General features: G+C 61.3%; 26 protein-coding genes and 1 pseudogene. 20 read left to right on the top strand and 7 right to left on the bottom strand.

From position 1 onward, the window contains the following. Window positions 1-14: 14 nt before the first annotated feature. The 12 genes and pseudogenes from C6382_RS15085 (at window position 15) to C6382_RS15140 (ending at window position 8652) form a co-directional block, all read left to right on the top strand. Entirely contained in the window at window positions 15-791 is a 777-nt protein-coding gene (locus tag C6382_RS15085) for a heme ABC transporter permease (protein WP_107025211.1), read from the top strand. Continuing rightward, window positions 788-964, top strand: a complete 177-nt coding sequence (ccmD, locus tag C6382_RS15090; RefSeq protein ID WP_107025212.1) for a heme exporter protein CcmD — start codon at window positions 788-790, stop codon at window positions 962-964. Before C6382_RS15085 ends, ccmD begins: the two co-directional genes overlap by 4 nt. Next, the gene (gene ccmE, locus C6382_RS15095) at window positions 961-1416 is read left to right on the top strand and encodes a cytochrome c maturation protein CcmE (RefSeq protein ID WP_107025213.1); all 456 of its coding nucleotides are present in this window, start codon (window positions 961-963) and stop codon (window positions 1414-1416) included. The genes ccmD and ccmE overlap by 4 nt, the downstream gene beginning before the upstream one ends. Window positions 1417-1427: 11 nt before the next feature. Continuing rightward, on the top strand, window positions 1428-3401 hold the full coding sequence (locus C6382_RS15100; protein ID WP_178082788.1) for a heme lyase CcmF/NrfE family subunit: 1974 nt from the start codon (window positions 1428-1430) through the stop codon (window positions 3399-3401). Next, window positions 3398-3934: a DsbE family thiol:disulfide interchange protein gene (locus C6382_RS15105; RefSeq protein WP_107025215.1), complete on the top strand. Its 537-nt coding sequence runs from the start codon at window positions 3398-3400 to the stop codon at window positions 3932-3934. The genes C6382_RS15100 and C6382_RS15105 overlap by 4 nt, the downstream gene beginning before the upstream one ends. After that, the gene (locus C6382_RS15110; RefSeq protein ID WP_107025216.1) at window positions 3931-4407 is read left to right on the top strand and encodes a cytochrome c-type biogenesis protein; all 477 of its coding nucleotides are present in this window, start codon (window positions 3931-3933) and stop codon (window positions 4405-4407) included. The genes C6382_RS15105 and C6382_RS15110 overlap by 4 nt, the downstream gene beginning before the upstream one ends. Continuing rightward, window positions 4400-5605 (top strand): c-type cytochrome biogenesis protein CcmI, encoded by a 1206-nt coding sequence (gene ccmI, locus C6382_RS15115; RefSeq protein ID WP_107025217.1) that lies wholly within the window; start codon window positions 4400-4402, stop codon window positions 5603-5605. Before C6382_RS15110 ends, ccmI begins: the two co-directional genes overlap by 8 nt. 10 nt (window positions 5606-5615) lie before the next feature. Next, window positions 5616-6032 carry a hypothetical protein gene (locus tag C6382_RS15120; RefSeq protein WP_107025218.1) on the top strand — a complete coding sequence of 139 codons (417 nt, stop codon included), beginning with the start codon at window positions 5616-5618 and terminating at the stop codon, window positions 6030-6032. 45 nt (window positions 6033-6077) lie between these two features. Next, window positions 6078-6269, top strand: a pseudogene (locus tag C6382_RS15125) (2-hydroxyacid dehydrogenase); the annotation flags it as partial. 112 nt (window positions 6270-6381) lie between these two features. Then, window positions 6382-6789: a GFA family protein gene (locus C6382_RS15130; protein WP_107025219.1), complete on the top strand. Its 408-nt coding sequence runs from the start codon at window positions 6382-6384 to the stop codon at window positions 6787-6789. Window positions 6790-6936: 147 nt separating this feature from the next. Continuing rightward, window positions 6937-8178, top strand: a complete 1242-nt coding sequence (locus C6382_RS15135) for a hypothetical protein (RefSeq protein WP_107025220.1) — start codon at window positions 6937-6939, stop codon at window positions 8176-8178. A 54-nt stretch (window positions 8179-8232) separates the two neighbouring features. Next, complete coding sequence (locus C6382_RS15140) at window positions 8233-8652, top strand: hypothetical protein (RefSeq protein ID WP_107025221.1); 420 nt, start codon at window positions 8233-8235, stop codon at window positions 8650-8652. Window positions 8653-8722: 70 nt separating this feature from the next. Here C6382_RS15140 and C6382_RS15145 read toward each other — a convergent pair whose 3' ends face one another. Beyond that, window positions 8723-9616, bottom strand: coding sequence for a LysR substrate-binding domain-containing protein (locus C6382_RS15145; RefSeq protein WP_107025222.1), 894 nt, complete (start codon window positions 9614-9616; stop codon window positions 8723-8725). 154 nt (window positions 9617-9770) lie between these two features. On the opposite strand from C6382_RS15145, the gene C6382_RS15150 reads away from it, so the two are divergent. The 3 genes from C6382_RS15150 to C6382_RS15160 all read left to right on the top strand — a co-directional run bounded on the left by C6382_RS15150 (window position 9771) and on the right by C6382_RS15160 (window position 11971). Continuing rightward, the gene (locus C6382_RS15150; protein WP_107025223.1) at window positions 9771-10712 is read left to right on the top strand and encodes a DMT family transporter; all 942 of its coding nucleotides are present in this window, start codon (window positions 9771-9773) and stop codon (window positions 10710-10712) included. Window positions 10713-10758: 46 nt separating this feature from the next. Further along, window positions 10759-11097: an FKBP-type peptidyl-prolyl cis-trans isomerase gene (locus tag C6382_RS15155; protein ID WP_107025224.1), complete on the top strand. Its 339-nt coding sequence runs from the start codon at window positions 10759-10761 to the stop codon at window positions 11095-11097. Window positions 11098-11308: 211 nt separating this feature from the next. Next, the gene (locus tag C6382_RS15160; protein WP_107025225.1) at window positions 11309-11971 is read left to right on the top strand and encodes a histidine phosphatase family protein; all 663 of its coding nucleotides are present in this window, start codon (window positions 11309-11311) and stop codon (window positions 11969-11971) included. Here the strand turns inward: C6382_RS15160 and C6382_RS15165 are convergent. Continuing rightward, complete coding sequence (locus C6382_RS15165; protein ID WP_107025226.1) at window positions 11926-12897, bottom strand: LysR family transcriptional regulator; 972 nt, start codon at window positions 12895-12897, stop codon at window positions 11926-11928. The genes C6382_RS15160 and C6382_RS15165 overlap by 46 nt on opposite strands. A 105-nt stretch (window positions 12898-13002) precedes the next feature. Here C6382_RS15165 and C6382_RS15170 point away from each other — a divergent pair, with 105 nt between their 5' ends. Genes C6382_RS15170 through C6382_RS15180 form a run of 3 tightly spaced genes read left to right on the top strand, consistent with a single transcriptional unit; the run spans window position 13003 to window position 15536 of the window. Further along, window positions 13003-14244: a D-amino acid dehydrogenase gene (locus C6382_RS15170; protein WP_107025227.1), complete on the top strand. Its 1242-nt coding sequence runs from the start codon at window positions 13003-13005 to the stop codon at window positions 14242-14244. Between the two features lie 35 nt (window positions 14245-14279). After that, window positions 14280-14630 (top strand): RidA family protein, encoded by a 351-nt coding sequence (locus C6382_RS15175; protein WP_107025228.1) that lies wholly within the window; start codon window positions 14280-14282, stop codon window positions 14628-14630. A 9-nt stretch (window positions 14631-14639) separates the two neighbouring features. Further along, window positions 14640-15536, top strand: a complete 897-nt coding sequence (locus C6382_RS15180) for a transporter substrate-binding domain-containing protein (protein WP_107025229.1) — start codon at window positions 14640-14642, stop codon at window positions 15534-15536. Window positions 15537-15542: 6 nt separating this feature from the next. Here the strand turns inward: C6382_RS15180 and C6382_RS15185 are convergent, their stop codons facing one another. After that, window positions 15543-15980: an Lrp/AsnC family transcriptional regulator gene (locus tag C6382_RS15185; protein WP_107025230.1), complete on the bottom strand. Its 438-nt coding sequence runs from the start codon at window positions 15978-15980 to the stop codon at window positions 15543-15545. A gap of 130 nt (window positions 15981-16110) precedes the next feature. Here C6382_RS15185 and C6382_RS15190 point away from each other — a divergent pair, with 130 nt between their 5' ends. Further along, window positions 16111-17058, top strand: a complete 948-nt coding sequence (locus C6382_RS15190) for a DMT family transporter (protein WP_256589115.1) — start codon at window positions 16111-16113, stop codon at window positions 17056-17058. Between the two features lie 102 nt (window positions 17059-17160). Then, window positions 17161-18081, top strand: a complete 921-nt coding sequence (locus C6382_RS15195) for a class I SAM-dependent methyltransferase (RefSeq protein WP_107025231.1) — start codon at window positions 17161-17163, stop codon at window positions 18079-18081. Window positions 18082-18111: 30 nt separating this feature from the next. Here C6382_RS15195 and C6382_RS15200 read toward each other — a convergent pair whose 3' ends face one another. From C6382_RS15200 to C6382_RS15215, 4 genes are all read right to left on the bottom strand, one after another. Next, entirely contained in the window at window positions 18112-18414 is a 303-nt protein-coding gene (locus C6382_RS15200) for a DUF6124 family protein (protein ID WP_107025232.1), read from the bottom strand. A 463-nt stretch (window positions 18415-18877) separates the two neighbouring features. After that, window positions 18878-20341: a PepSY domain-containing protein gene (locus C6382_RS15205; RefSeq protein ID WP_107025233.1), complete on the bottom strand. Its 1464-nt coding sequence runs from the start codon at window positions 20339-20341 to the stop codon at window positions 18878-18880. Between the two features lie 10 nt (window positions 20342-20351). Continuing rightward, entirely contained in the window at window positions 20352-22520 is a 2169-nt protein-coding gene (locus C6382_RS15210) for a TonB-dependent siderophore receptor (RefSeq protein WP_107025234.1), read from the bottom strand. A 99-nt stretch (window positions 22521-22619) separates the two neighbouring features. After that, window positions 22620-23006, bottom strand: a complete 387-nt coding sequence (locus tag C6382_RS15215; protein ID WP_107025235.1) for a DUF2946 domain-containing protein — start codon at window positions 23004-23006, stop codon at window positions 22620-22622. Window positions 23007-23055 lie beyond the last annotated feature (49 nt).

Here is a 23055-nt window from a genome sequence, read left to right on the forward strand (position 1 = left end):
CTGGATGTACCGTGATGAAAAGCAGCGTTATCAGCTGGACGTGGTTTCATAAACTGGGTTCGCCCAAGTGGTTCTATGCCATCAGCGGGCGCATGCTGCCGTGGCTGACGGTGGCCGCGATCCTGTTGATCGGCATCGGTGTGATCTGGGGCCTGGCCTTCGCCCCCCAGGACTATCAGCAGGGCAACAGTTTTCGCATCATCTACATTCACGTACCGGCCGCCATGCTGGCGCAGTCCTGCTACGTGATGCTGGCGGTGGCCGGGGTGGTCGGGCTGGTGTGGAAAATGAAGATTGCCGACGTCGCTTTGCAGTGTGCCGCGCCGATTGGCGCCTGGATGACCGCCGTGGCGCTGGTCACCGGAGCTATCTGGGGCAAGCCGACCTGGGGCAGCTGGTGGGTCTGGGATGCGCGCCTGACGTCGATGCTGATTCTGCTGTTCCTGTATTTCGGCCTGATTGCCCTGGGCCAGGCCATCAGCAATCGCGAGAGCGCGGCCAAGGCCTGCGCGGTGCTGGCGATTGTCGGGGTGATCAACATCCCGATCATCAAGTATTCGGTGGAGTGGTGGAATACCCTGCACCAGGGCGCCACCTTCACCCTCACCGAGAAACCCGCCATGCCGGCCGAAATGTGGATGCCGCTACTGCTGACGGTGCTGGGTTTCTACTGTTTCTTCGGTGCCGTGCTGTTGCTGCGCATGCGCCTTGAAGTGCTCAAGCGCGAAGCGCGCACCAGCTGGGTCAGGGAGGAGGTGATGAACAGCCTGGGCCGGGAGGTGGCACGATGAGTTTTGCCTCTTTCAGTGATTTTCTCGCCATGGGCCATCACGGCCTGTACGTCTGGTCGGCCTACGGCATCTGCCTGCTGGTGCTGGCCGTCAACGTTGCCTCGCCTGTGCTGGCCCGGCGTCGTTACCTGCAAGAAGAGGCGCGTCGTCTGCGCCGGGAGAACAACCAGTGAATCCGCAACGCAAGAAGCGCCTGTTTATCATTCTCGGCCTGCTGGCCGGGGTCGGCATCGCCGTGGGCCTGGCCTTGAGCGCCCTGCAGCAGAACATCAACCTGTTCTACACCCCGACCCAGATCGCCAACGGCGAAGCACCGCTCGATACCCGCATTCGTGCTGGCGGCATGGTTGAGAAGGGCTCGTTGCAGCGTTCGGGTGACTCGCTCGACGTACGTTTTGTGGTCACCGACTTCAGCAAGTCGGTGCCGATCACCTACCGTGGCATTCTCCCTGACCTGTTCCGTGAAGGGCAGGGTATTGTCGCCCTGGGCAAGCTCAATGCCGAGGGCGTGGTGGTGGCCGATGAGGTGTTGGCCAAGCACGACGAGAAGTACATGCCGCCAGAGGTGACCAAAGCCCTCAAGGAAAGCGGTCAGGCGGCAACCGACGCGGGAGCCAAGCCATGAACGCGGCGCTGATCATTCCTGAGCTCGGCCAGCTGGCAATGATTCTGGCGATCTGCTTCGCCTGTGTGCAGGCCACGGTGCCGCTGCTCGGCGCCTGGCGCGGCGACAGCTTGTGGATGAGCCTGGCGCGGCCCGCAGCCTGGGGCCAGTTCGCCTTCCTGGCCTTTGCCTTTGCCTGCCTGACCCATGCCTTCATGACCGACAACTTCTCGGTCGCCTATGTCGCCAACAACTCCAACAGCGCCTTGCCCTGGTACTTCAAGTTCAGCGCCGTGTGGGGAGCCCACGAAGGCTCGCTGTTGCTCTGGGCGATGATCCTCGGTGGCTGGACCTTCGCCGTCTCGATCTTCTCCCGACAGCTGCCACAGGTGATGCTGGCCCGCGTACTGGCGGTGATGGGCATGATCAGCGTCGGTTTCCTGTCGTTCCTGATCGTCACCTCTAACCCGTTCCAGCGCCTGCTGCCGCAGGTGCCGACTGACGGCGCCGACCTCAACCCACTGCTGCAGGACATCGGCCTGATCGTGCATCCGCCAATGCTGTATATGGGCTATGTCGGCTTTTCGGTGGCCTTTGCCTTCGCCATCGCTGCCTTGCTCGGCGGTCGTCTGGATGCCGCCTGGGCGCGCTGGTCACGGCCCTGGACCCTGGTCGCCTGGGCTTTCCTGGGCATCGGCATCACCCTCGGCTCGTGGTGGGCTTACTACGAACTGGGCTGGGGCGGCTGGTGGTTCTGGGACCCGGTGGAAAACGCCTCGTTCATGCCTTGGCTGGTGGGTACGGCGCTGATCCACTCGCTGGCGGTCACGGAAAAGCGTGGCGTGTTCAAGAGCTGGACCGTGCTGCTGGCAATTGCGGCGTTCTCGTTGAGCTTGCTGGGTACCTTCCTGGTGCGTTCCGGGGTGCTGACCTCGGTGCACGCCTTCGCTTCGGATCCAGAGCGCGGTGTGTTCATCCTGATTTTCCTGTTGTTTGTCGTCGGTGGCTCACTGACCCTGTTCGCCCTGCGCGCACCGGTGGTCAAGAGCCAGGTCGGTTTTGCCCTGTGGTCGCGTGAAACGCTGCTGTTGGCCAACAACATCGTGCTGGTGGTCGCCGCCTCGATGATCCTCCTCGGCACTTTGTACCCACTGATCCTTGATGCCCTGACCGGCGCCAAGCTGTCGGTCGGTCCGCCGTACTTCGATGCGCTGTTCATCCCGCTGATGGCCTTGCTCATGGCGGTGATGGCGATCGGTGTGCTGGTACGCTGGAAAGACACACCAAGCAAATGGCTGCTGAGCATGCTGACCCCGGTGCTTATCGGCGCAGCCGTGCTGGCACCGATGGGTGGACTGTTGGTTGATGACTTTGACTGGCAGGTGCTGACCACCTTCGCCCTGGCCGCGTGGATCGTCCTCGCCGGCGTGCGTGATATTTTCGACAAGACCCGCCACAAGGGGCTGCTCAAAGGCCTGCGTGGCCTCAATCGCAGCTACTGGGGCATGCACGTGGCGCACCTGGGCTTGGCGGTCTGTGCCTTGGGTGTGGTGTTGTCGAGCAACAACAGTGCCGAACGTGACCTGCGCCTGGCGCCGGGCGAATCGGTTGAGCTGGGCGGTTACCAGTTCATCTTCGAAGGCGCCAAGCACTTCGAAGGGCCGAACTTCACCTCTGACAAAGGCACCGTGCGGGTCGTCGAGGATGGCCGCGAAATCAGCGTGCTGCATCCGGAAAAACGCCTGTATACCGTGCAGCAGTCAATGATGACCGAGGCCGGCATCGATGCCGGCTTCACCCGTGATCTCTACGTTGCCCTCGGTGAGCCGCTGGACAACGGCGCCTGGGCTGTGCGCGTACACGTCAAACCCTTCGTGCGCTGGATCTGGCTGGGCGGTCTGCTGACCGGTCTGGGTGGCCTGCTGGCGGCCATGGACGGGCGTTATCGAGTCAAGGTCAAAGCCCGTGTGCGTGAAGTACTGGGCATGTCTGGAGCAACTGCATGAAGCGTTGGATCATGGTGCTGCCGCTGGCGGTGTTTTTGCTGGTGGCGGTGTTTCTCTACCGCGGTCTGTTTCTCGATCCCAGCGAGCTGCCGTCGGCGATGATCGGCAAGCCGTTCCCGGCCTTTGCGCTGAAATCGGTGCAGGACGGCAAGCCCCTGACCCAGGCCGAGCTGATCGGTAAACCGGCGCTGGTCAACGTCTGGGCCACCTGGTGCCCGTCGTGCAAGGTCGAGCACCCGTACCTGAACAAGCTGGCCGAGCAGGGCGTGGTCATCCACGGGGTCAATTACAAGGATGACAACGGCGCAGCGATCAAGTGGCTGGCCGAGCTCCATAACCCTTATCAGCTGAATATCGCTGACGACCAAGGTAGTCTGGGCCTGAACCTGGGCGTCTACGGCGCACCGGAAACCTTCCTGATCGACGCCAAGGGCATCATCCGTTACAAACACGTCGGTGTGGTCGACGCTACCGTCTGGCGTGAACAACTGGCGCCGCTGTATCAGGGCCTGGTCGATGAGGCCAAACCATGAAGCGCTGGCTTGCAGCCGCTGTGCTTGGCCTGAGCCTGGCCGGGGTGACTCAGGCGGCGATCGATACCTATCAGTTCGCCGATGACGCCGAACGCGAGCGTTACCACGACCTGACCAAGGAACTGCGCTGCCCCAAGTGCCAGAACCAGGACATTGCCGACTCCAACGCGCCAATTGCCGCTGACCTGCGTCGGGAGATCTTCCGTATGCTCAGCGAGGGCAAGAGCAATCAGCAGATCATCGACTTCATGGTTGATCGTTACGGTGATTTCGTGCGCTACAAGCCTGAGCTGACAGCCCGCACCTGGTTGCTGTGGTTTGGTCCGGGCGTGTTGCTGGTGGGCGGCTTCGGCCTGCTCGCGCTGATCGTGCGCAAGCGTCGGGCGCAGAGCGCTGGTGGCTCTGTCGACCTTTCCCCCGAGGAGCGCGAGCGCCTCGCCAAATTGCTGGACAAAGAACACACCCATGACTGATTTCTGGCTTGCTGCAGGCCTGCTGTTGCTGGTGGCCCTGAGCTTTTTACTGATCCCGGTGTTGCGTGGCCGTCGTGCGCAACTGGAAGAAGACCGTACCGCACTGAACGTCGCCCTGTATCAGGAGCGCGTTGCCGAGCTGACTGCCCAGCAGGTGGCTGGCGTGCTTGATGAAGCGCAACTGGCCAAGGGCCGGGATGAAGCCGCCCGCGAGCTGTTGGCCGACACCGAAAACGCTGAACCCCAGCGCCTGGGCCGTATGGGCAAGCCGCTGCCGTTGCTGGCCGCAGTATTGGTGCCGCTAATGGGTCTGGGCCTGTACCTGCATTTCGGTGCCAGCGAGCAGGTCGAACTGACCCAGCAGTTTGCCAAGGCGCCGCAGTCCATGGAAGAGATGACCACGCGTCTTGAGCGTGCCGTCGAAGCGCAACCGGATTCAGCCGAAGGCCTGTACTTCCTTGGTCGCGCCTATATGGCCCAGGAGCGGGCAGCCGATGCCGCCAAGGTCTTCGAGCGTGCCGCCGCCCTGGCCGATCGGCAGCCGGAGCTGCTCGGGCAATGGGCCCAGGCGCTGTATTTCGCCAACGGCAAGCAGTGGACGGCGCAGTTGCAGGCCCTCACCGACGAAGCACTCAGGGCCGATCCTAACGAGGTCACCAGCCTTGGCCTGCTGGGTATCGCAGCCTTTGAGAGCGAGCGTTACCAGCAAGCCATCGACTACTGGAATCGGCTGTTGGTGCAGTTGCCGGAAGGCGATGCCTCGCGGGCTGCCTTGCAGGGCGGCATCGAGCGCGCCCAGGACAAGCTCAAGGCGGGCGAAGGCAAAGTCGCCTCTGCGCCGCCAGTGGCGGCAGCGGGTGCCCGGTTGAAAGTGCGGGTCGAGCTGGCACCAGCGCTCAAAGACAAGGTCAAGCCTGACGACACAGTGTTCATCTTCGCCCGCGCCAGCTCCGGCCCGCCCATGCCGCTGGCGGCCAAGCGCGTGACTGTGGCGCAGTTGCCGATTGAAGTGGAACTCAGCGACAGCGACGCCATGATGCCGAGCATGAAACTGTCGAGCTTTCCTGAAGTCCAACTGGTTGCGCGTGTTTCACGCGCTGGCCAGCCGACCCAGGGTGAGTGGATCGGTCGCAGCAGCCCGCTGGCCAGCAGCACTACCGCCGCGCAGCACCTGACCATCGACAGCCCGGACCAGTAAGAGAATCACTATGAACAGCATCGCACGCCTTGCCCTTCTTTCCCTGGCCGTGGGCCTGAGCGCGTGTACTGTTCATCAGCCCTCCGAACCGACCGCGCCGCCGATCGAGACGTTACCGCCGGGGCCAAGTACTAAACCGGTGCCGCGCCCGAGCACGGTACCGAGCAAACCGGCAGTGGTCACTCCGGCGCCCAAACCCATGCCGCGCACCTCGGCCAGCTTCGCACCACCGCCCGGTGGCGCCAGTCACTGGGACCCGCGCTTGGGGGTGTATGTGCTTGAAGGTAAAACCAACACCTTCTATCGGCAGCGTACCTACTACCGCTGGAACAACGGCTGGAGCTGGTCGACCAACCTCAACGGTCCCTGGCAGGAAACCGACAGCAGCGGTGTGCCAGGCGGTCTGGGCCGGGCTTTCGCGCAATAGCCCAAGCTGCGCATAATGCCTCCTCGCATTGAGCCGGAGGGTGGCATGAGCAATACAGTTCTGGTACTGGTGGAAAGCGTTGACGATTACCTGCCTTGCTGGAACAGGCGGGTTATCGTCTGATTCGTGCCCAGACGCCACAACGGCGCGCCGAGGCCATCTCCCACCACGCCAATGAAGTCGACGCCCGTACGGACCTGTGGCCCATTGGGCCTGACAGCCGATGAAATCATCGCCCGCGCCAGTGTGGTCAGCACGGCTGATATGGTGCAGGCGTTTTTTGCCGGTGAGCCGGTGTTGATTCCGGTGCTAGACTAATCGCCTACCTTCCCAGCAAGGAGCCTTGACCATGGCCCTGGAAAAACACGGCAGCTGCCTGTGTGGCGCCGTCAAACTGAGCGTCAGCCTGGAAAAAGCCAGCGTCGACGTCTGCCATTGCAGCATGTGCCGGCAATGGGGCGGTGGACCGCTGTTTTCGGTGCACTGTATGGAGCCGGTAACATTCACTGCCGGACAACCGGTGTTCTACGACTCTTCCGAATGGGCCCAGCGCGGGTTTTGCGGCACCTGCGGTACGCATCTGCTGTACCGGCTGAAAAACGGCAAATTCGATTCGGTGTCGGCAGGTGTGCTGGAAGGCGGTACCGACTGGGTGTTCGACCTGCAGGTGTACATCGACGAGAAGCCGACGTACTACTGCTTTGCCAACGATACCAAAACCATGACCGGCGCCGAAGTCGAAGCCCTGTTCAACTGAGCGCCAGCAACCTGGCGGATTGCACCCGGTTTGCGGTTGGCCAGGGACAGGCCACCTAGTATTTTTACCAGTTACCCGATGCCCAGGCTCCCTGCAGAATACCCAGCAATCTACTAATGCTGCGCTGTTCATTTGCAGGAGTCACTGATGGCAACGTCCAATGAGTCCCACCCAGACAGCCTCACCACCCAGGCCATCGTCGGCCTGCGAAACCTGATCCTCGATCTCGACGAAGTTCGCAACGGGACCAACGCCAACATCCCCCAGTACGCGCGCAAAGCTGTAGGCGATGTAATCACCTTCACGTTTAAGAGCGCCCTCGGCCCCACCTTTACCACCACCATCACTGTGGATGAGGGCAATGCCAATGTTCCGATTCCGGTCAGGATCGCTTATGAGCCATACATCATCGGCAACCTCGATAATGTTGTATCGGTGATCTACGAGGTCAAACGCCAGAACGGCCGCACCGCCACCTCGCAGGCGCTGTCGTTTCTGATCAAGCGGCAGCTTGAGCAAAACCTGGTGGCACCAATGGTGAGAGAAGCATCGGGCGCCACGCTCAACCCTATCCAGGCGAGAAACGGTGCCACTGTCCGCGTCGCCTACACCGGCATGCTGCTTGACGACGAACTGGCCGTGGACTGGCAGGGTGAGGGCGGGGCGGATTCATATCAATCCGCGCAACAGCCAGGCAGCCCCTTCGGTTACGTTGACTTCGCCATTCCGGTCGCAGTGGTGGCAGCCAGTCAAGGCAAGACGATCACGGTGCGCTATGCCGTTGTCCGCAGGGGCAATCCGGGTGTGCTGTCCAAGGCGCTCTCACTGGTTGTCGGTGAGCTGCCCCAGGGCGCTTTGCAACCTCCAAGCGTACCCCAGGCCAGCGCCGGCCCGCTTGATCTCGCCCGTTTCACGGGCGATGCCAGCGTCACGGTCAAGGTCTGGCCGTTGATTGCCGCAGGGCAGCGCTATTGGATCAAGGTCAGCGGCACACTGGAGAACGAAGCGCCGTACAGTTTCTACGTTGCGCAGAACCAGAGCGTCAGCGACAGCGAGGTAGGTGCGGGGTTGAGCAAAAGCATGCTGCGAACAGAACTGGAGAGGTTAGGGCGTAACTCACAGTTGACAGTGCAGGTGCAGGTGGCTTTCGGTGCAACCGTGGAAGGGCTCAAGTCACGGATGTCTCCTGACGAAACGAATGCAGGAGCGATAGTCCCTGATCCAGAAAAAACAGCTGGGGCCCACGTTATCAGTTCCCAGAGTACGTTCGTCGTGGTTAACACGTCGTTGGACATCGGAGCGGCGCATACACAAGTTGTGAATGCCTCCTACATCATCGCAATTGATCGTCCACCTCTACGCCCAGCCGCTACTTCGGCAGGGAGCTAGCGGCAGGCCACGGGCGGTATGCCACCTTACATCTATCAGTCAAGCAAACCCGAAATGGCCACTGTAGATCAGACAGGCTTTGTGGTCGCAGCTAACAATGGCTCGTCAGTGATCACAGTGATCGATGCTAACGGTGATCAGGCGAGTTACACCATCACGTTTAGCGGGGTGCGCTTGGTTAAGCGGGAAGATGATCGTTGGTGGACCACGCCAGGCAGCTACGTGCGCCCGCAAGGCAATGCTTTGAGTCGGGCCCAGATGCGCCAATTTTGGGAACAATACAAGGATGAGGATCAAAGCAAGAGTGTGCCAGCACTACTGAAATGGCCACTGAAGCACTACTGGTCGGGGGACAATATTGGCACCAATGATCATGCATGGGCGGTTGACCTGCAAAACCCTGCTCCCAACTTCGACGGGGCCTCATTCCAGGGCGGTAACCGTTTCCCCGCGTTGTACCGGATAGACTGGTAACAGGTAGAAAATACACCGTTAATTGCCAACCAGATGAAAATCATGACCGGTGCCGAAGTCGAAGCTCTGTTCAACTGAGCGCCAGCAACCAGTCTGCAAATACCAGCGCTGCCGGTGAGCAGGGCGCTTGTTTATCGTGCACCAGATAGTCGGCTTGCCCGGTGTGCACGACAAACGCCGATACCTGGCGGATCGCACCCTGATCGATGCGCTCGCGGGCCATGAATTCCCAGCCAAGCCCCACCCCCATGCCTTGCAACACCGCTTCGAACACCAGATTGACCTGGTTGAAGGTCACCGCATCGGCGGGCGCCTGGTAACGCAGGCCCTGGTGGCTGAACCAGTCCTGCCAGTCCAGGCAGTTCCAGGCCGAAGCATCCAGTTGAATCAGTGGCAAGGTTTGCAGCGCCTCCAGCGAGTCGATCGCGGGCAGGGCGCGCTTGACGCTGGCAATCGGGTAGATGGTTTCGTCGAACAGCTTGTCGGCCTTGAGTGAGCTCCAATGGCCGTGGCCATAGAGAATGCCGAAATCGTAGTGGGCAATATCGCTTTCACTGATCTCGTTACTGGCATGGATATTCACGGTCAGCTCAGGGTGCTGCTCGTTGAAGCGCAGCAAGCGCGGGAACAGCCAGTACTGGGCGACGGCATGGGTGCAGATGACGCTGACATTGCGACTGCTATGGCCGGCTTTCAGGCGCAGCACGTTGGCCAACAGGCTCTCCAGCATCGGCTCGACAATCGCGTTGAAGCCTTCCCCGGCCGAGGTCAGGGCGATGCCGCGGGCCCGGCGTTCGAACAGCACCGCGCCGAGGTGTTGTTCCAGCAGCTTGATTTGTTTGCTCACGGCGCTCTGGGTCAGGTACAGCTCGCTGGCGGCACGGGTGAAACTGCCGGTGCGTACCACCGCCTCAAAAGCGATCAGGGTGTCCAGCGGGGGCAGGTGACGACTGAAGCGACTCATGTTGATGGTCCGTTCTGAGGAATGGCTACATCATAGAGTCGATACTTTCAGGGTTAAAGCCATTCCCTATGGGAATGGCTGCGTGCCGAATGATCTTTTGTCCAGACACTGACCAAGCGTTAGCCTGCGCACTTCTTTGAACAGGAGCAGGCAAGTGAAACAGGGTGTGGCCTACGCCGGGATAGCCGGGGCGATGTGGGGAATGGTGCTGATGGTGCCGCAATTGTTGCCAGAGTTCAGTCCAGTGCTGCTCAGTTGTGCGCGCTTCGTGCTGTTCGGCCTGGTCACCCTGATTCTGGCGCTGCCAATGCGCCGGGCCGTAGGGCGCTTGACCCTGGCAGACCTGTGGATGCTTGGGCGCTTGGCGCTGGTCGGTAATTTGCTTTATTTCATCTGCCTGGTGGCGGCCATTCAACACCTTGGTGTGGCGCCAGCTTCGCTGATTGTCGGTGTCTTGCCGTTGACCATCACCCTCTATGGCCGCCATGACAATGGTGGTGTAGCGCTCAAGCAACTGCTTGTGCCGCTATTGCTGATTCTCGCCGGTATGCTCTGTATCAATGTGCAAACGTTCGCTGTTGAGCCGGGTGCGCAGGGCGACAAAGTTGCTGGCGTACTCTATGCCCTGGCCGCATTGGCTTGCTGGACCTGGTACGCAGTCAACAACAGCCGCTATCTCAAGCAGTGCGGGCATTTTGACAGCCACCAGTGGTCAGTGCTGTGCGGGGTAATGACAGGGGTGTTCAGCCTGGTGTTAGTGGCGCTTATTGCGCTGTGGCAGCCTGCTCAGTTGCAGGTCGAGGCGCCGGCTGAGCGTTGGTGGTTGTTCTGGCTGTACAGTCTGGGTTGCGCGATTTTCGGTTCGTGGTTGGCGGCATTGCTGTGGAATGCCGCCTCCAAGCGCATGCCGCTGACGATGAGTGGCCAACTGATTGTGTTCGAAACCTTGTTCGCCTTGCTTTACGCGTTCATCTGGCGCCAAAGCGGGCCAAGCCTGCTGGAGGCTGCCGCGATCATCCTGGTCATCGGCGGCGTTTGCTGGTCGATGCGTCAGCATGGCACGCAGGCAGAGCTTGCCAAACCCCTGCATTCTTGAGAAAAGGCAGCCTCGAAACACTTTTCACGCGTCAACGAGGTCAAGCATGAGCAGCGAATTGCAAATCATCGATATCCAGCTGGGGGACGGCAAAGAAGTCGTCAAGGGCGCCCTGATCACCACCCAGTACACCGGCTGGCTGGATGACGGCAGCATATTCGACTCGTCCTACGACCGCGGCAAACCCTTCCAGTGCGTGATCGGCACCGGCCGGGTCATCAAGGGCTGGGACCAGGGCCTGATGGGCATGAAGGTCGGCGGCAAGCGCAAGCTGCTAGTACCGTCCCACCTGGCCTATGGCGAGCGCAGCGTGGGGGCGATCACAGCGCATTCGAATTTGACCTTCGAGATCGAGTTGCTGGAAGTCCTGACCCGCGACGACTGACCCGCGTCTGTCTTAATTCGGAAATGTCGCAGCGTTAATGTCATTCGTGCTCAGGGATTGAGTATTCAGGGATCGAACCAAACGGGATCAATGCACTCTCAGTTAGCCCGCTTCACGGATGAAACGATAGACAGGGATCACCCGCGGCTTCGGCCGCGGCGTGTCACAGGCGGGGGCCAGCCTCATCCCTTATCGTCGCAAGAGTCCCTCCATGAAGTTGTCGACCCTGTTCCACCGCCACCGTCATACCCTCTGTTCGCTGGTCCTGCTCGGGGGCGCCTCGCTGCTGGCCGTGGAGGCCGTCGAAAGCCACGCTGAGCCGGTGGACGGTACCCAGACGCTGGTGTTCCTGCGCCATGCCGAAAAGCCGGGTGAAGGCCTGGGGCAACTCAACTGCCAAGGGCTCAATCGTGCTCTGGACCTGGCGACTTTGCTTCCAGAGAAATTCGGCAAGGCTGACTACGTGTTTGCCGCCAACCCGTCGCGTCACGTTGAAGAAGGCAGCAAGGACGACGCCTACAGTTACATCCGCCCGCTGATGACCATCAGCCCCAGCGCCATCAAGCTTGGCTTGCCGGTGAACATCGACTTTGGTGCCAACGACACTGGCGAACTGGCCGATGAGCTGCTGCAGGACAAGTACCGCAACGCTACTGTTTACACCGCCTGGTCCCATGGTTACTTGCCTGAGCTGATCAATACCGTGGCCGGCAAAGCTCTGGGAGAGAAACGGGTGATCACCGAGGACTGGGAGGGGGGCGATTTTGACTCGCTGTATGTCCTGACCCTGACCTGGCGCGACGGTAAGGCCAGCCTGCTTAGCCGTAACTACAAGCAAGGTCTGGACAACGGCGCACACACCTGCCCGAGCTGATCGGCGAGGCATTCAGGGGGGGACAACGCCGGAACTTTGGCAATCTGCTCCCGCGCGCGCTGGGAAAGCAACTGCAACAGGTCGTCCAGGGTATGTGGATGACTTTCATTGGCTCGGGTCAGCGCATACAAGGTAATCGGCAGTGGCGGGTTCAAGGGGCGTACTAGGGTGTGCTGTGAGCCGAGGGCGGTAAACGGGTCGATCAATGCCAACCCGGCACCGGCCTCGACCATGGCCCGGGCCAAGGAGTAGGTCTGCACACGAATACCGATGCGCGGTGCCGGCTCAAGATTTTTCAGATAGTTGTTCACCTGCGCCGCCAGTGGGTCGCTGCTGCTCAGGCCGATCAATGCCGCGCCGGCCAGGGCGTCGACCGTCAGCGGCAGGCCCAGGCTTTCTTCGCGCCAGTAGCCTGTCGGCGCCAGCGCCACCAACACACCATGGGCCAGGGGCTGGACATTCAGGCCGGGATGCTCGGGGTGGCGCAAGGTCAGGGCGACATCGACTTCGCGCATCAACAACTGTTGCACCAGCTCCCGGCTGTGGTAACTGGACAGTTCGCATTCTGAGTGCGGATGACGCTCCGCCCACTGGTTGATCACCGCTGGAAACAGCGACAGGGCCAGTGCCGGCGTGGCGCCGATGCGCAGGTTGATGCCTGGCTGGCGGCGCAGGCTGGCGGCCAGGCGGCGTACGCCTTCGACACTGTCGCTGACCTTGTCCACCTCGCGTTCCAGGGCCAGGGCCTCCGGGGTGATCTGCAACTTGCCGCGCACCCGCAGAAACAGCGGGAAACCCAGTTGTGCTTCAGCGTGCTGGAGAATCTTCGACACCGCAGGCTGGGTGACGTGCAGCAATTGCGCCGCGCCGCTGATCGAGCCGGTCTGGCGGATGGCCTGGAACACTTCGATGTGACGCAAACGCATGCTTGACCCCATAACCTTTGTTTATGGCCGGTGCATTTTTATTCATTATCCGGCGGCTGTCATCGGTCCTAACCTGAACGCCTTCGGATTTGCGGATGAAAGCACATGGCACAGCGGGTAACGGTCATTGGTGGGGGTGTCATCGGTCTGGCAACAGCCTATGCCCTGGTGCGCGAAGGCTTTGCAGTGGACCTGATCGAAGCGCGCGAGAGCCTGGCCGAGGGCACCAGCTTTGCCAATGGCGGGCAATTGTCCTACCGCTATGTGTCGCCGCTGGCCGATGCCGGTGTACCGCTGCAGGCCCTGGGCTGGTTGCTGCGCGGCGACTCGCCACTCAAGCTGCGGCCACGGCTGGACCTGGCTCAATGGCGCTGGTTGGGGGCCTTCATGGCTGCCTGCCGAACTTCGGTCAACCGCAGCAATGCCGCCCACTTATTGCGCCTGGCCCTGCACAGTCAGCACATTCTGACGCAGTGGCGTGAGGTCGACCGGTTGGGTGATTTTGCCTGGCGGCGCAACGGCAAGCTGGTGACTTTCCGTAATCCGGCCAGTCTCGCCCAGGCTCGCCGCCATCTGCTCGATCCGCAGGGGCAGCAGGTGCTCGATGCCGCCGAAATCGCCGCGCTGGAGCCGGCTCTGGCCAATACGCCGTTCATTGGTGGTGTATTTACCGCCGATGAAGAAGTCGCCGATTGCCATCGCTTCTGCCTGAGCTTGGCTGAACGCTTGCAGGCTTCCGGTCGCTGTCGGCTGTTGCTGGGCCAGCGTGTCACCGCTATCTGTCATGCGGATGGCATGATCCAGGCGCTGCAGCTGGGTGAGCAGCGCATGGCCGTGGAGCGCCTGGTGTTGTGCGCCGGGCACCGCAGCGCCAGTCTTGGTCTGCCGGGCCTGCAACTACCGATCTACCCGCTCAAGGGCTACAGCCTCACCGCGCCGATCCTGGCGGGGCAGCAAGCGCCGGAGGTGAGCATCACCGACTACGACCGCAAAATCGTCTATGCGCGCCTTGAGGATCAACTGCGCGTTGCCGCCATGGTCGATATCGTCGGCTTCGACGAGTCCCTGGACCCGCTGCGGCTGGCCACTATGCGCCAACTGGCGGTCGCAACCTTGCCCGATGCCGCTGACTACGCACATGCCCGGGAATGGGCAGGCATGCGTCCAGCGACCCCCAGTGGTGTTCCTCTGTTGGGTGCGACACGCTACCGCAACCTCTGGCTCAATCTCGGTCATGGCGCCCTCGGTTTCACCCTGGCTTGCGCCAGCGCCGCGCTGCTGGCCGAAGTGCTCGCCGGCCGCACGCCGTCGATCGACTTGCACGGGCTGTCCCCCCGGGCCGCCTGACTTTCACAAGAACAACAACCGCAAGGAGTGTCCCGATGTCGATAACCCGTTTGCACAGTAACGAGCGCTTGAGTGCCGCTGCCCAGTTCGGGCAACTGGTGTTCCTGTCTGGCCAGGTGCCGACCCTGGCCAGCGATATCCGTGAGCAGACCCGCGAGGTGCTGGGCAAGATCGATGTCTTGCTGGCCGAGGCGGGCAGCGACAAAAGCCAGCTGCTCAGCGCGACTATTTATCTCAAGGACATCGCCGCAGATTTCGAGGCGATGAACGAGGTCTGGTCGGCGTGGCTTGTGCCGGGCCATGCCCCGACCCGGACCGCCTTGCAGGCCGAACTGGCGCGTCCCGGCGTGCGTGTGGAAATCACTGTCATTGCCGTGCGCGGCTAGGAGCTCATCATGTTCAAACCCACATTGGTTGCGTTGTCACTGTTGTTCGCCAATTCGGCGTTGGCCGACACGCCGGCACTCTCCGGCACCCTGAAGAAAATCGCCGACTCGGGCAGCATCACCCTGGGTTATCGTGATTCCTCCATTCCTTTTTCTTATATCGGCGACCATAGCGGCAAACCCATGGGCTACTCGGTCGATCTCGCCGGAGAAATCGTCAAGCATCTGCAGAGCAAGCTGGCAGTGCCGCAGTTGAACGTGCGATACAACCTGGTCACCTCGCAAACGCGGATTCCACTGGTGCAGAACGGTACGGTCGACCTGGAGTGCGGGACCACCGGGGTCACCGCCGAGCGGCAGAGGCAGGTGGACTTCTCTTATGGCTTTATTTTCGTCAAGGGCCAACTGTTGACCCGGAAGGGCAGTGGCATTCAGGGGCTGGACGATCTTAAGGGCAAAAATGTGGTCAGCACTGCGGGCACCACCAATGAGAAGTACCTGAAGAATTACAACCTGGAGCACAACCTCGGCGCCTTTGTCATCAGCGCCAAGGACCATGGTGAGGCGTTCATGATGCTCCAGTCCGGCCGGGCCGCTGCATTCTATATGGATGACGCACTGCTCTATGGCGAGCGGGCCAAGGCGCGCGATCCGCATGATTGGGTGGTGGTCGGTGAGGCGCAGTCGCGGGAGATCTACAGCTGCATGGTGCGCAAGGGTGATGAGCAACTGCTGGCAGCGGTCAACGAGGCGCTGGCGGATGTCTACCGCAGCGGCAGGATCGAGGGCATCTATAAGCGCTGGTTCGAGCAGCCGATTCCGCCCAAGGGGCTGAACCTGGAGTTTCCGATGACCAGTGAACTGAAGGGCTTGATCGCCAAACCTTCGAGTGAGCCGGTGCAGTAAGAACACTTACCCCATCGGCGGCAGGCGTCGCTTGACCGACGTCTTTTTCACGATCGCGGTGTTGGTCTCGGCATGGTTGTTGAGCTTGTCCAGCACCGTATCCAGCTCTTCCATCGAGCGCACATGCAAGCGGGCGATAAAGCAGTCTTCACCGATGACCTTGTCGCACTCGGTGAACTCGGGGATCGCTATGATCTGCCGTTCCACTTCCTGCAATTGCCCCGGCAATGGCCGCACCCGCACGATTGCCTGCAACTGATAGCCAAAGCAGCGCGGGTCGATTTCGACCGTGTAGCCTTTGAGTACACCGCGTTCTTCCAGGCGGCGCAGGCGTTCGCTGACGCTGGGTGCAGACAATCCGCTGAGTTGCGCCAGGGCCTTGAGCGAGCGGCGTGAGTCTTCCATCAGCGCCTTGATCAACAACTGGTCGATATCGTCGGTCATCTCAGTCTCGTTAGGCAAATTACGAAATCTGCCTTGATAGTAAAGGTGTTCTTGCAGTTTAGCCTGTTTTATCCACTGGAGCGTGGCCCGCCAGGCTCGCATAATTTAGCCATCTTCAGGGAGGTGAGTGATGGACAATTCAATACGCCGTGGTTCGCTGGAAATGGTCGCCGCGATGCTGATCTCGGGGACTATTGGCTGGTTTGTGCTGGTGTCCGGGCAAGCGGTGCTGGATGTGGTGTTCTGGCGCTGCGTGTTTGGCGCTGGCACTTTGCTGTTGATCTGCCTGGCCATGGGCTTTCTCAAGCCCGGTATTCTGACCCTGGCAACCATCGCCCTGGCGGTGCTCAGCGGTGCGGCGATCGTCGGCAACTGGGTGTTGTTGTTCGCTTCTTATTCACGGGCTTCGATTGCCATCGGTACCGCGGTGTATAACGTCCAGCCGTTCATTCTGGTCGGGCTGGCGGCCATGTTCCTCGGTGAGAAGATCACCGTGCAGAAGCTGTTCTGGCTGGCGCTGTCGTTTGCCGGAATGCTAGCGATTGTCAGCGCTCACAGCAGCCAGGGCGGCAGTGGCAATGACTATCTGCTGGGGATCGGCCTGGCTTTGGGTGCGGCGTTCCTGTATGCCGTGGCGGCGTTGATCATCAAGCGCCTGAGTGGTACGCCACCGCACCTGATCGCGCTGATCCAGGTGTGCACCGGCATCCTGTTGCTGGCGCCCTGGGCCAATACCTCGGGCCTGCCCAGCGAGGCGGGTGCGCTGGCTTCGCTGGTCACGCTGGGGATTGTTCACACCGGGGTGATGTATGTGCTGCTGTACGGTGCCATTCAGAAACTGCCGACCGCATTGACCGGGGCGTTGTCGTTCATCTACCCGATCGCGGCGATCTTCGTTGACTGGTTCGCCTTCGACCATCGCCTGGCGCCGCTGCAGTGGCTGGGTGTGGCGACGATCCTGCTGGCCGCCGCCGGTATGCAGCAAGGCTGGTGGTTCAAACCAGCGGTCAAGCCGGACGCTACGGCAGCAAATCGCGGTAACCCAGGCGCGACAACTCAAGAGACGAGGGTGGGATAGGCAGTGTAGAGGCCCCAGTCGGTTCCTGACGGCGCATCAACTGCACTGCCGAGTGCGAGCGGTCAGGGTAGAATAGGCGGCTTTCCTGTATTGAACCTGGCCATGACTTCTGTGATCGACACTCTCCAGCAACACCTGCTTGCGGCGCTTGACCCGGCGCCGGCCGAAACCCGTCGGCTGTTTCATGGCCGCGGGCGCTGCTGGCCGGGGCTTGAGCAGATCACGGTGGACTGGTTGCAAGGTGTGCTGCTGGTGTCGCTGTTTCGCGAGCCAGCGGCCGGTCAATTGCCGGCGTTGGAGCAGATGCTGTTGGCGCTCGCTCAGGCACCGTGCTGGAGTGGTCAGGCCATTCTGATCCAGCATCGCTACCTGCCCGACAGTCCCGGGCAGTGGTTGCTGGGCTCGCCGAGTGAGCACTGGCTGATTGATGAAGACGGTTTGCGCTATCAGCTCGATCTTGGTTTGAAGCAGAACACCGGGTTGTTTCTCGATATGCGTTATGGGCGGCGCTGGGTGCGTGAGCAGGCCGCGGGCAAGCGGGTGCTGAACCTGTTTGCCTATACCTGTGGGTTTTCGGTGGCGGCGATTGCCGGTGGTGCCGAACAGGTGGTCAATCTGGATATGGCGCGCTCGGCGCTGAGCCGTGGGCGGGATAATCATCGGCTCAATGGCCACGACCTGGGGCGGGTGAGTTTTCTTGGGCATGAGTTGTTCAAGTCGTGGGGCAAGGTGCGTAAGTCCGGGCCTTATGATCTGATCATTATCGATCCGCCGACCTTTCAGAAAGGCAGCTTTGTGTTGACTCAGGATTACCGCAAGATTTTGCGGCGGTTGCCGGAACTGTTGGCTGACGGTGGGACGGTGTTGGCGTGTGTCAATGATCCGGCCATCGGGCCTGAGTTTTTGATTGAGGGTATGGCCGAAGAGGCGCCGGATCTGGTGTTCGTCGAGCGTTTGGCCAACCCACCGGAGTTTCCCGATAACGATCCGGCGGGTGGGCTCAAGGCGCTGGTGTTCCGCTAGGAGGGAGCGACTTGCTTTTGTGGGCGCGGATCAGTCGGGCGTCTGTCGCGCCTCTAGCCCGTCAAGCAACGCATCAAGCAGCGCCATGGCCATCTCCACTGAATGCTGGGTGGACCAGATCAAGCCTCGTCCTTCCTTGTTGGTATGGCGGACGGCTTCGATAACGGTGGTACGGGCGCACTTGAGGTAAAACGAAGCATGCACCAGCGCATCTTCAGCACTGACGCCGGCGCGTACGCTGAACAAGGGCGGATGTTCCGGGCAACAGGGGAGGTCGGTTTCGAGCGTTTCAATGAGGTGCAGGCTGGGGGGATCGGGAACGGGTTTTTTCATCATGGTGCTCCTGGTTGATGGAGCTACCACTCGCTCGTCGCCAAACGAGAATGGGTGGTAGCTGTACGCGGGTTGGCGAACCGGATCAACGCAGGAAACCCCGGCAGGGCCTAAGCCCTCCCGCGCACAGCCACCATAAAAGAGGCGCAGACGTCCAGGACGCCAGCCATCGTTCAGGGGTATGTCTGCATATATTTGCCGGGTCGCCAAACCCGATCACCGAAGATTCAGTGACCGAGCGAGCCTAGTGTTAAGACCTTCCCCGGGCAAGCTACTGAGGCCGACAGATTGCGTAGGATAGGTCTTAGGACCCGGCGTTGGCTAGTCAGTGGAATCTGATTTGCTCGGTGGGAGCGGGCTTGCCCCGCGATGAGGCCCTCGGATTTGTGGGCATATCCATTGGCAGCGCCACCACCGCCAATGGATAAACGCAAAGAACTAAACGCCCCCCAAAAAACCTGAACTACTTACGTAATCGCCGCCATCCCAACACCACACCACTGACGCTGAGAATCAGTCCTCCAACACTGAATGCGATCATCCAGATATCCCAAACCGGCCGCCGCTGCAGCAACGGCAACCAGTCCCAGCTATGCAACAAGGCAAACAACCAGCGTGATACCCGCTTGGGTTGATCAAGCACGCCAAGCACCTCCCCGGTGTACAGATCCAGATGCAACCAGGTCTGTTGCGGATCATCAAAGCGCACCCGCAACACCGGTAACCGCTTTTCCAGATGCCCGAGCATGCTCTGCTCAGCCCGGGCGTAATAGTAAAAGTCGTAGGTATCGAGTAGCTCACTGTGCATCTGCCCCTGCGGCACAATCGTCTGCGCAGCGCGCTCCAGCACTTCTCTCGGCAGGCGGTCGAGCACCTGCCCGTCGACCATCGACAGCACTCGGGTACGACCACCGCCGTCATGACCGATCAGGTAACCCAAGCCACCGACCAGACGCCATTCCAGCTCCCGCGTCACCAATCCTTCATCGGCAAAACGTGAAAGCGCCTGGGCCGCGGAAACCGGAAAGGCTTGGGCCTGCAACGGCCCACCTTGGTACGCCGATGTGTCCAGTGGCGCTGAACTACTGAAAATCCGCCATGGATTCATCGACATCAATCCACTGAAGATCCAGGTGATCGCCAGTATGCCGAACAGCAAACCACCGATGTGGTGCCAGCGGGCAAACCCCCGATAGGGCGAACGCGAGCCGCTGCGGTAGGGTTTGCTGATGCGCCAGCGCAGCACACCGATCACCGCTCCAAGCACCGCCATGACAGTGGCAGTCAGGGACAGGTAGATCACCAGATTGCTCCACCACCCATCCACGCCGATGCCTCGCAACGGGTACAACCAGTGCAGCCAGGCGCCGACCAGGTTCCAGCCACGCTCCAGGGCGCAGGCATCGCGGACCACTTCGCCGGTTTGCCCGGAGATATACAACAGAGTGCCGTCGACATCGGCAAGCTGTACCCGCTGCAAGGGCCGGTCGGCATCCAGCGCGCGGGAATGGCTCCAGAGGTCTTCCTGTACCGGGCCCTGATAAAGCGGTGTCGCCAATGGATCGTACTGGCGAGCGGCGGCCAGGGCCTGTTCGCGGTCGGTGAAGCCCACGCGCTGGCCGGTGCGCGCATCCACTGCGACATTGCTGCGGCCCGGATAGCTGAACAGGTAGCGCGGCTCACCGGCTACGGTGCTCAGACGAATGCTCGCAGGGGAGCGCTGTGGATCGGCTGCAGCCAGTGCGATGCTCAGGTCGACGCAGCAGTCCTGTAGGCTGAGCACCGGCAGATGAGTCAGGTGCTCTCGCGGTGTCAGCTTGGGGTAGCCGATGTAGAGCATGACCACGCCCGAGAAAAACCACAGGGCCATGAACAGGCACAGGCCGATGCCTAGCCAGCGGTGCCACAGGTACAGGTAACGTTTCATCGTCGGCGTCCTAGAAGCGGGTCTGCACGGCCAGCTCCAGGGTCCGCGGCGCACCGAGGTAGAGCATGCTCGAACTGGTCCAGCGCGCGTACACCTCGTCAGTCAGGTTGCGTACCCGGGCGGTGATATGTGTGTCTTCATCGACCTTGTAGCCAACGAAGGCGCCGAAGATTGTGTAAGCCGGTGCATAACGGGTGTTGGCCGCATCGGCATACACCGATGACACGTAGCGGCTGTCGGCACCTACCTGCCAGCTGGGGGCGATGTCGTAGGTCAGCCACAGGTTGGCGACCCGCTCGGGGATGTTGGTCGGGGTATTGCCCTTGCGCGAGACGCTGGTACCGCCGACGTTTTCATTGAACTCATCGTACTGAGCGTCGACGTAGGCGAAGTTACCCTCGGCCAGTAGTTGCGGGGTGACGCGCAGGGAGGCGGCCAGTTCGATGCCGCGTGATGATTGCTTGCCCACCGGCTGGGTGACGCCTGGGTTGGCCGGGTCGGCAGTAGCCAGGTCCTTGCGCACGATGTGGTAGGCGGCAACGGTGGCGGCGCCGCGGCCTTCGAGGAAGCTGAACTTGCTGCCCACTTCGATCTGTTTGCCGGTGCTCAGGTCAAAGTCGCGCACCTGGGCGAAAGTTGCGGTGGTGAGGATGCCGGCGGGCGGGTCGGCAGCGGTGCTGTACTGCACGTAGACGTTGGCCGCTGGGGTCAGTTCGTAGACCAGGCCGACGCGTCCGGTGGTAGGTTCGTAGATGCGCTTGAAGTCGCGCGGGTTGTTGGCATCGGCAGTGCGGTAGTTGTGCACCTGAAGGTCGATGTGGTCATGGCGCAAGCCGGTCAGCAGCGACAGGCGATCAGTCAGCTGCAAGCGGTTTTCAAGGAATGCGGCCCAGGTGTCGACGGTGTTCTGGCGGTTCTTCTGGTAGCCCGGGACCATGCCTTTGAGGTCGTAGAAATGACCGGGCTCGAAGTGCGCCGGATCGACGCTGTCGAACACCCCGCTGACCGAGCGCGGATAGTTCGTCTGCACGTTGTGGCTGTAGTCCACGCCGCTCGACCACTGGCTGTTGATGCCCAGCAACTGGCCTTGGTGCAGCAGTTCGATACGGTTGCCGTTGAGCTCCTGGTCATGGCGCTGCAACAGCGCGTTGGAGCGTTTGACCTGGCTGTTGTCGGCGTTGTAGGCGTAGGTCTCGAGGTTGCGGAAGTTTCGCTCGGTGTTGTAGTGGTAGAGGGTGTTGCGCAGCGAGGTGTCGTCGTTGAAACGGTACTCGGTGATCGAGCGCAGCCAGCGCACGCGTTGCTCGTAGCGGCCGTCTTCGACGTTGTAGTTTTCGAAACGGCGGCTCTCGTCGACCTTCATTTCGCCACCCAGCGGGTTGAGTACCGGGCTGCCCCAGTAGGGGCTGTCGACGCTCTCGTTCTGGTACTCCAGGGCGAGGGTGTGGGACAGCTGGTCGTTGATGTCGGTCAGCAGCGAGAAGGCCACACTCCAGGCATCGCGCTCCTCACGGTCAACGTAACCATTGCTGTGGGTATGGCTGAAGTCCAGGCGGGCATAGTTGCGGATGCCGTCAGCGTCGTTGAGGGCATGGTTGAAACCGAACGAGGTTTCGCTGCTGTCGTAGGAACCGTACTTGATGCGGCCTTCGTTGAAGCTCTCGTCACGGCTGGCCAGCTTGGTGATGTAGTTGATCGAGCCACCCACGGCACCGGCGCCGAACAGAAAGCTCGAAGGCCCGCCGATGGCTTCGACGCGGTCATAGATCCAGCTGTCCACCGGACGCGCGGCAATGGAGTCGTACTGCACGCTGATGCCGTTGAACAGTTGGGTGATCTGCGCCCCCGAAAAGCCGCGGTAGGCTACCGATCCTGCCGAGCCGGGTGGCGAGGCGGCGGTCATGCCCGGCACGCCGGCGAGCATGTCCTGGGTGGTCTGGGCGCCGCGTTGTTCGATCTGCTGGCGGTTGATGATGCTCACCGATGCTGGCGTTTCACGAGGGGTCAGACTCAGGCGTGAGCCAGTCTGGGAAGGGGTGTCGAGCAGCACGCCATCCTCGGTTTCTGCGCGACCGTCGATGTGCACATCGGGCAGGGTCAACGGCGCATCGGCCGAGGCATTGAAAGACAGCGCGCACAGCAGCGCCGCGCAACCGGAAAAGCGATGGGAGTGAGACATGAATTGCACTCTGGAAATTGAGCCAGCGGCCAGCGGCGCCTGTCAGACAGGCGCAGCGAAAAGGCCGGTTACCGGCAGCCGCGCGGGCTGCCGCAGGGATCAAGCCAGAAGCGGTGAGGCGCGAGGGTTGGCGGCGGGCCAGCAATAGCGCGGTGGCGCTTTGCTGCGCAGTTCGCGGTGATAGCGTCGGGTGCGGGCGGCGGCCAGCAACCAGCCGATGACCAGCGCCAGGCCCAGGCAAACCACCGCTGCGGCGCACACCGGACAGGTTTGCATGCTGTCCCAGCCAGACACCGACTGGTCGCTGAAATCACTTTTCAGGGTCGGCCCTGCGCTGCCCATGGCCGAACAATAGGCGCCGCCGATCCCGTTGAGTTGCAGGCCCACCATTTGCCCGTGACCGATACCGCAGGCGAACAGATTGAACAGGACGCAGAAGTACAGAGTCCAGGCAATCAGCGGGCGGTTGGCAGGGGAGGCGTTCATGGGCGCGACTTTATCACCGATGTCAGGGCGCTAGAAAGTCGAATCAAGC

The organism is Pseudomonas sp. BBP2017 (genome assembly GCF_003024385.1).
Classification (GTDB): Bacteria; Pseudomonadota; Gammaproteobacteria; order Pseudomonadales; family Pseudomonadaceae; genus Aquipseudomonas.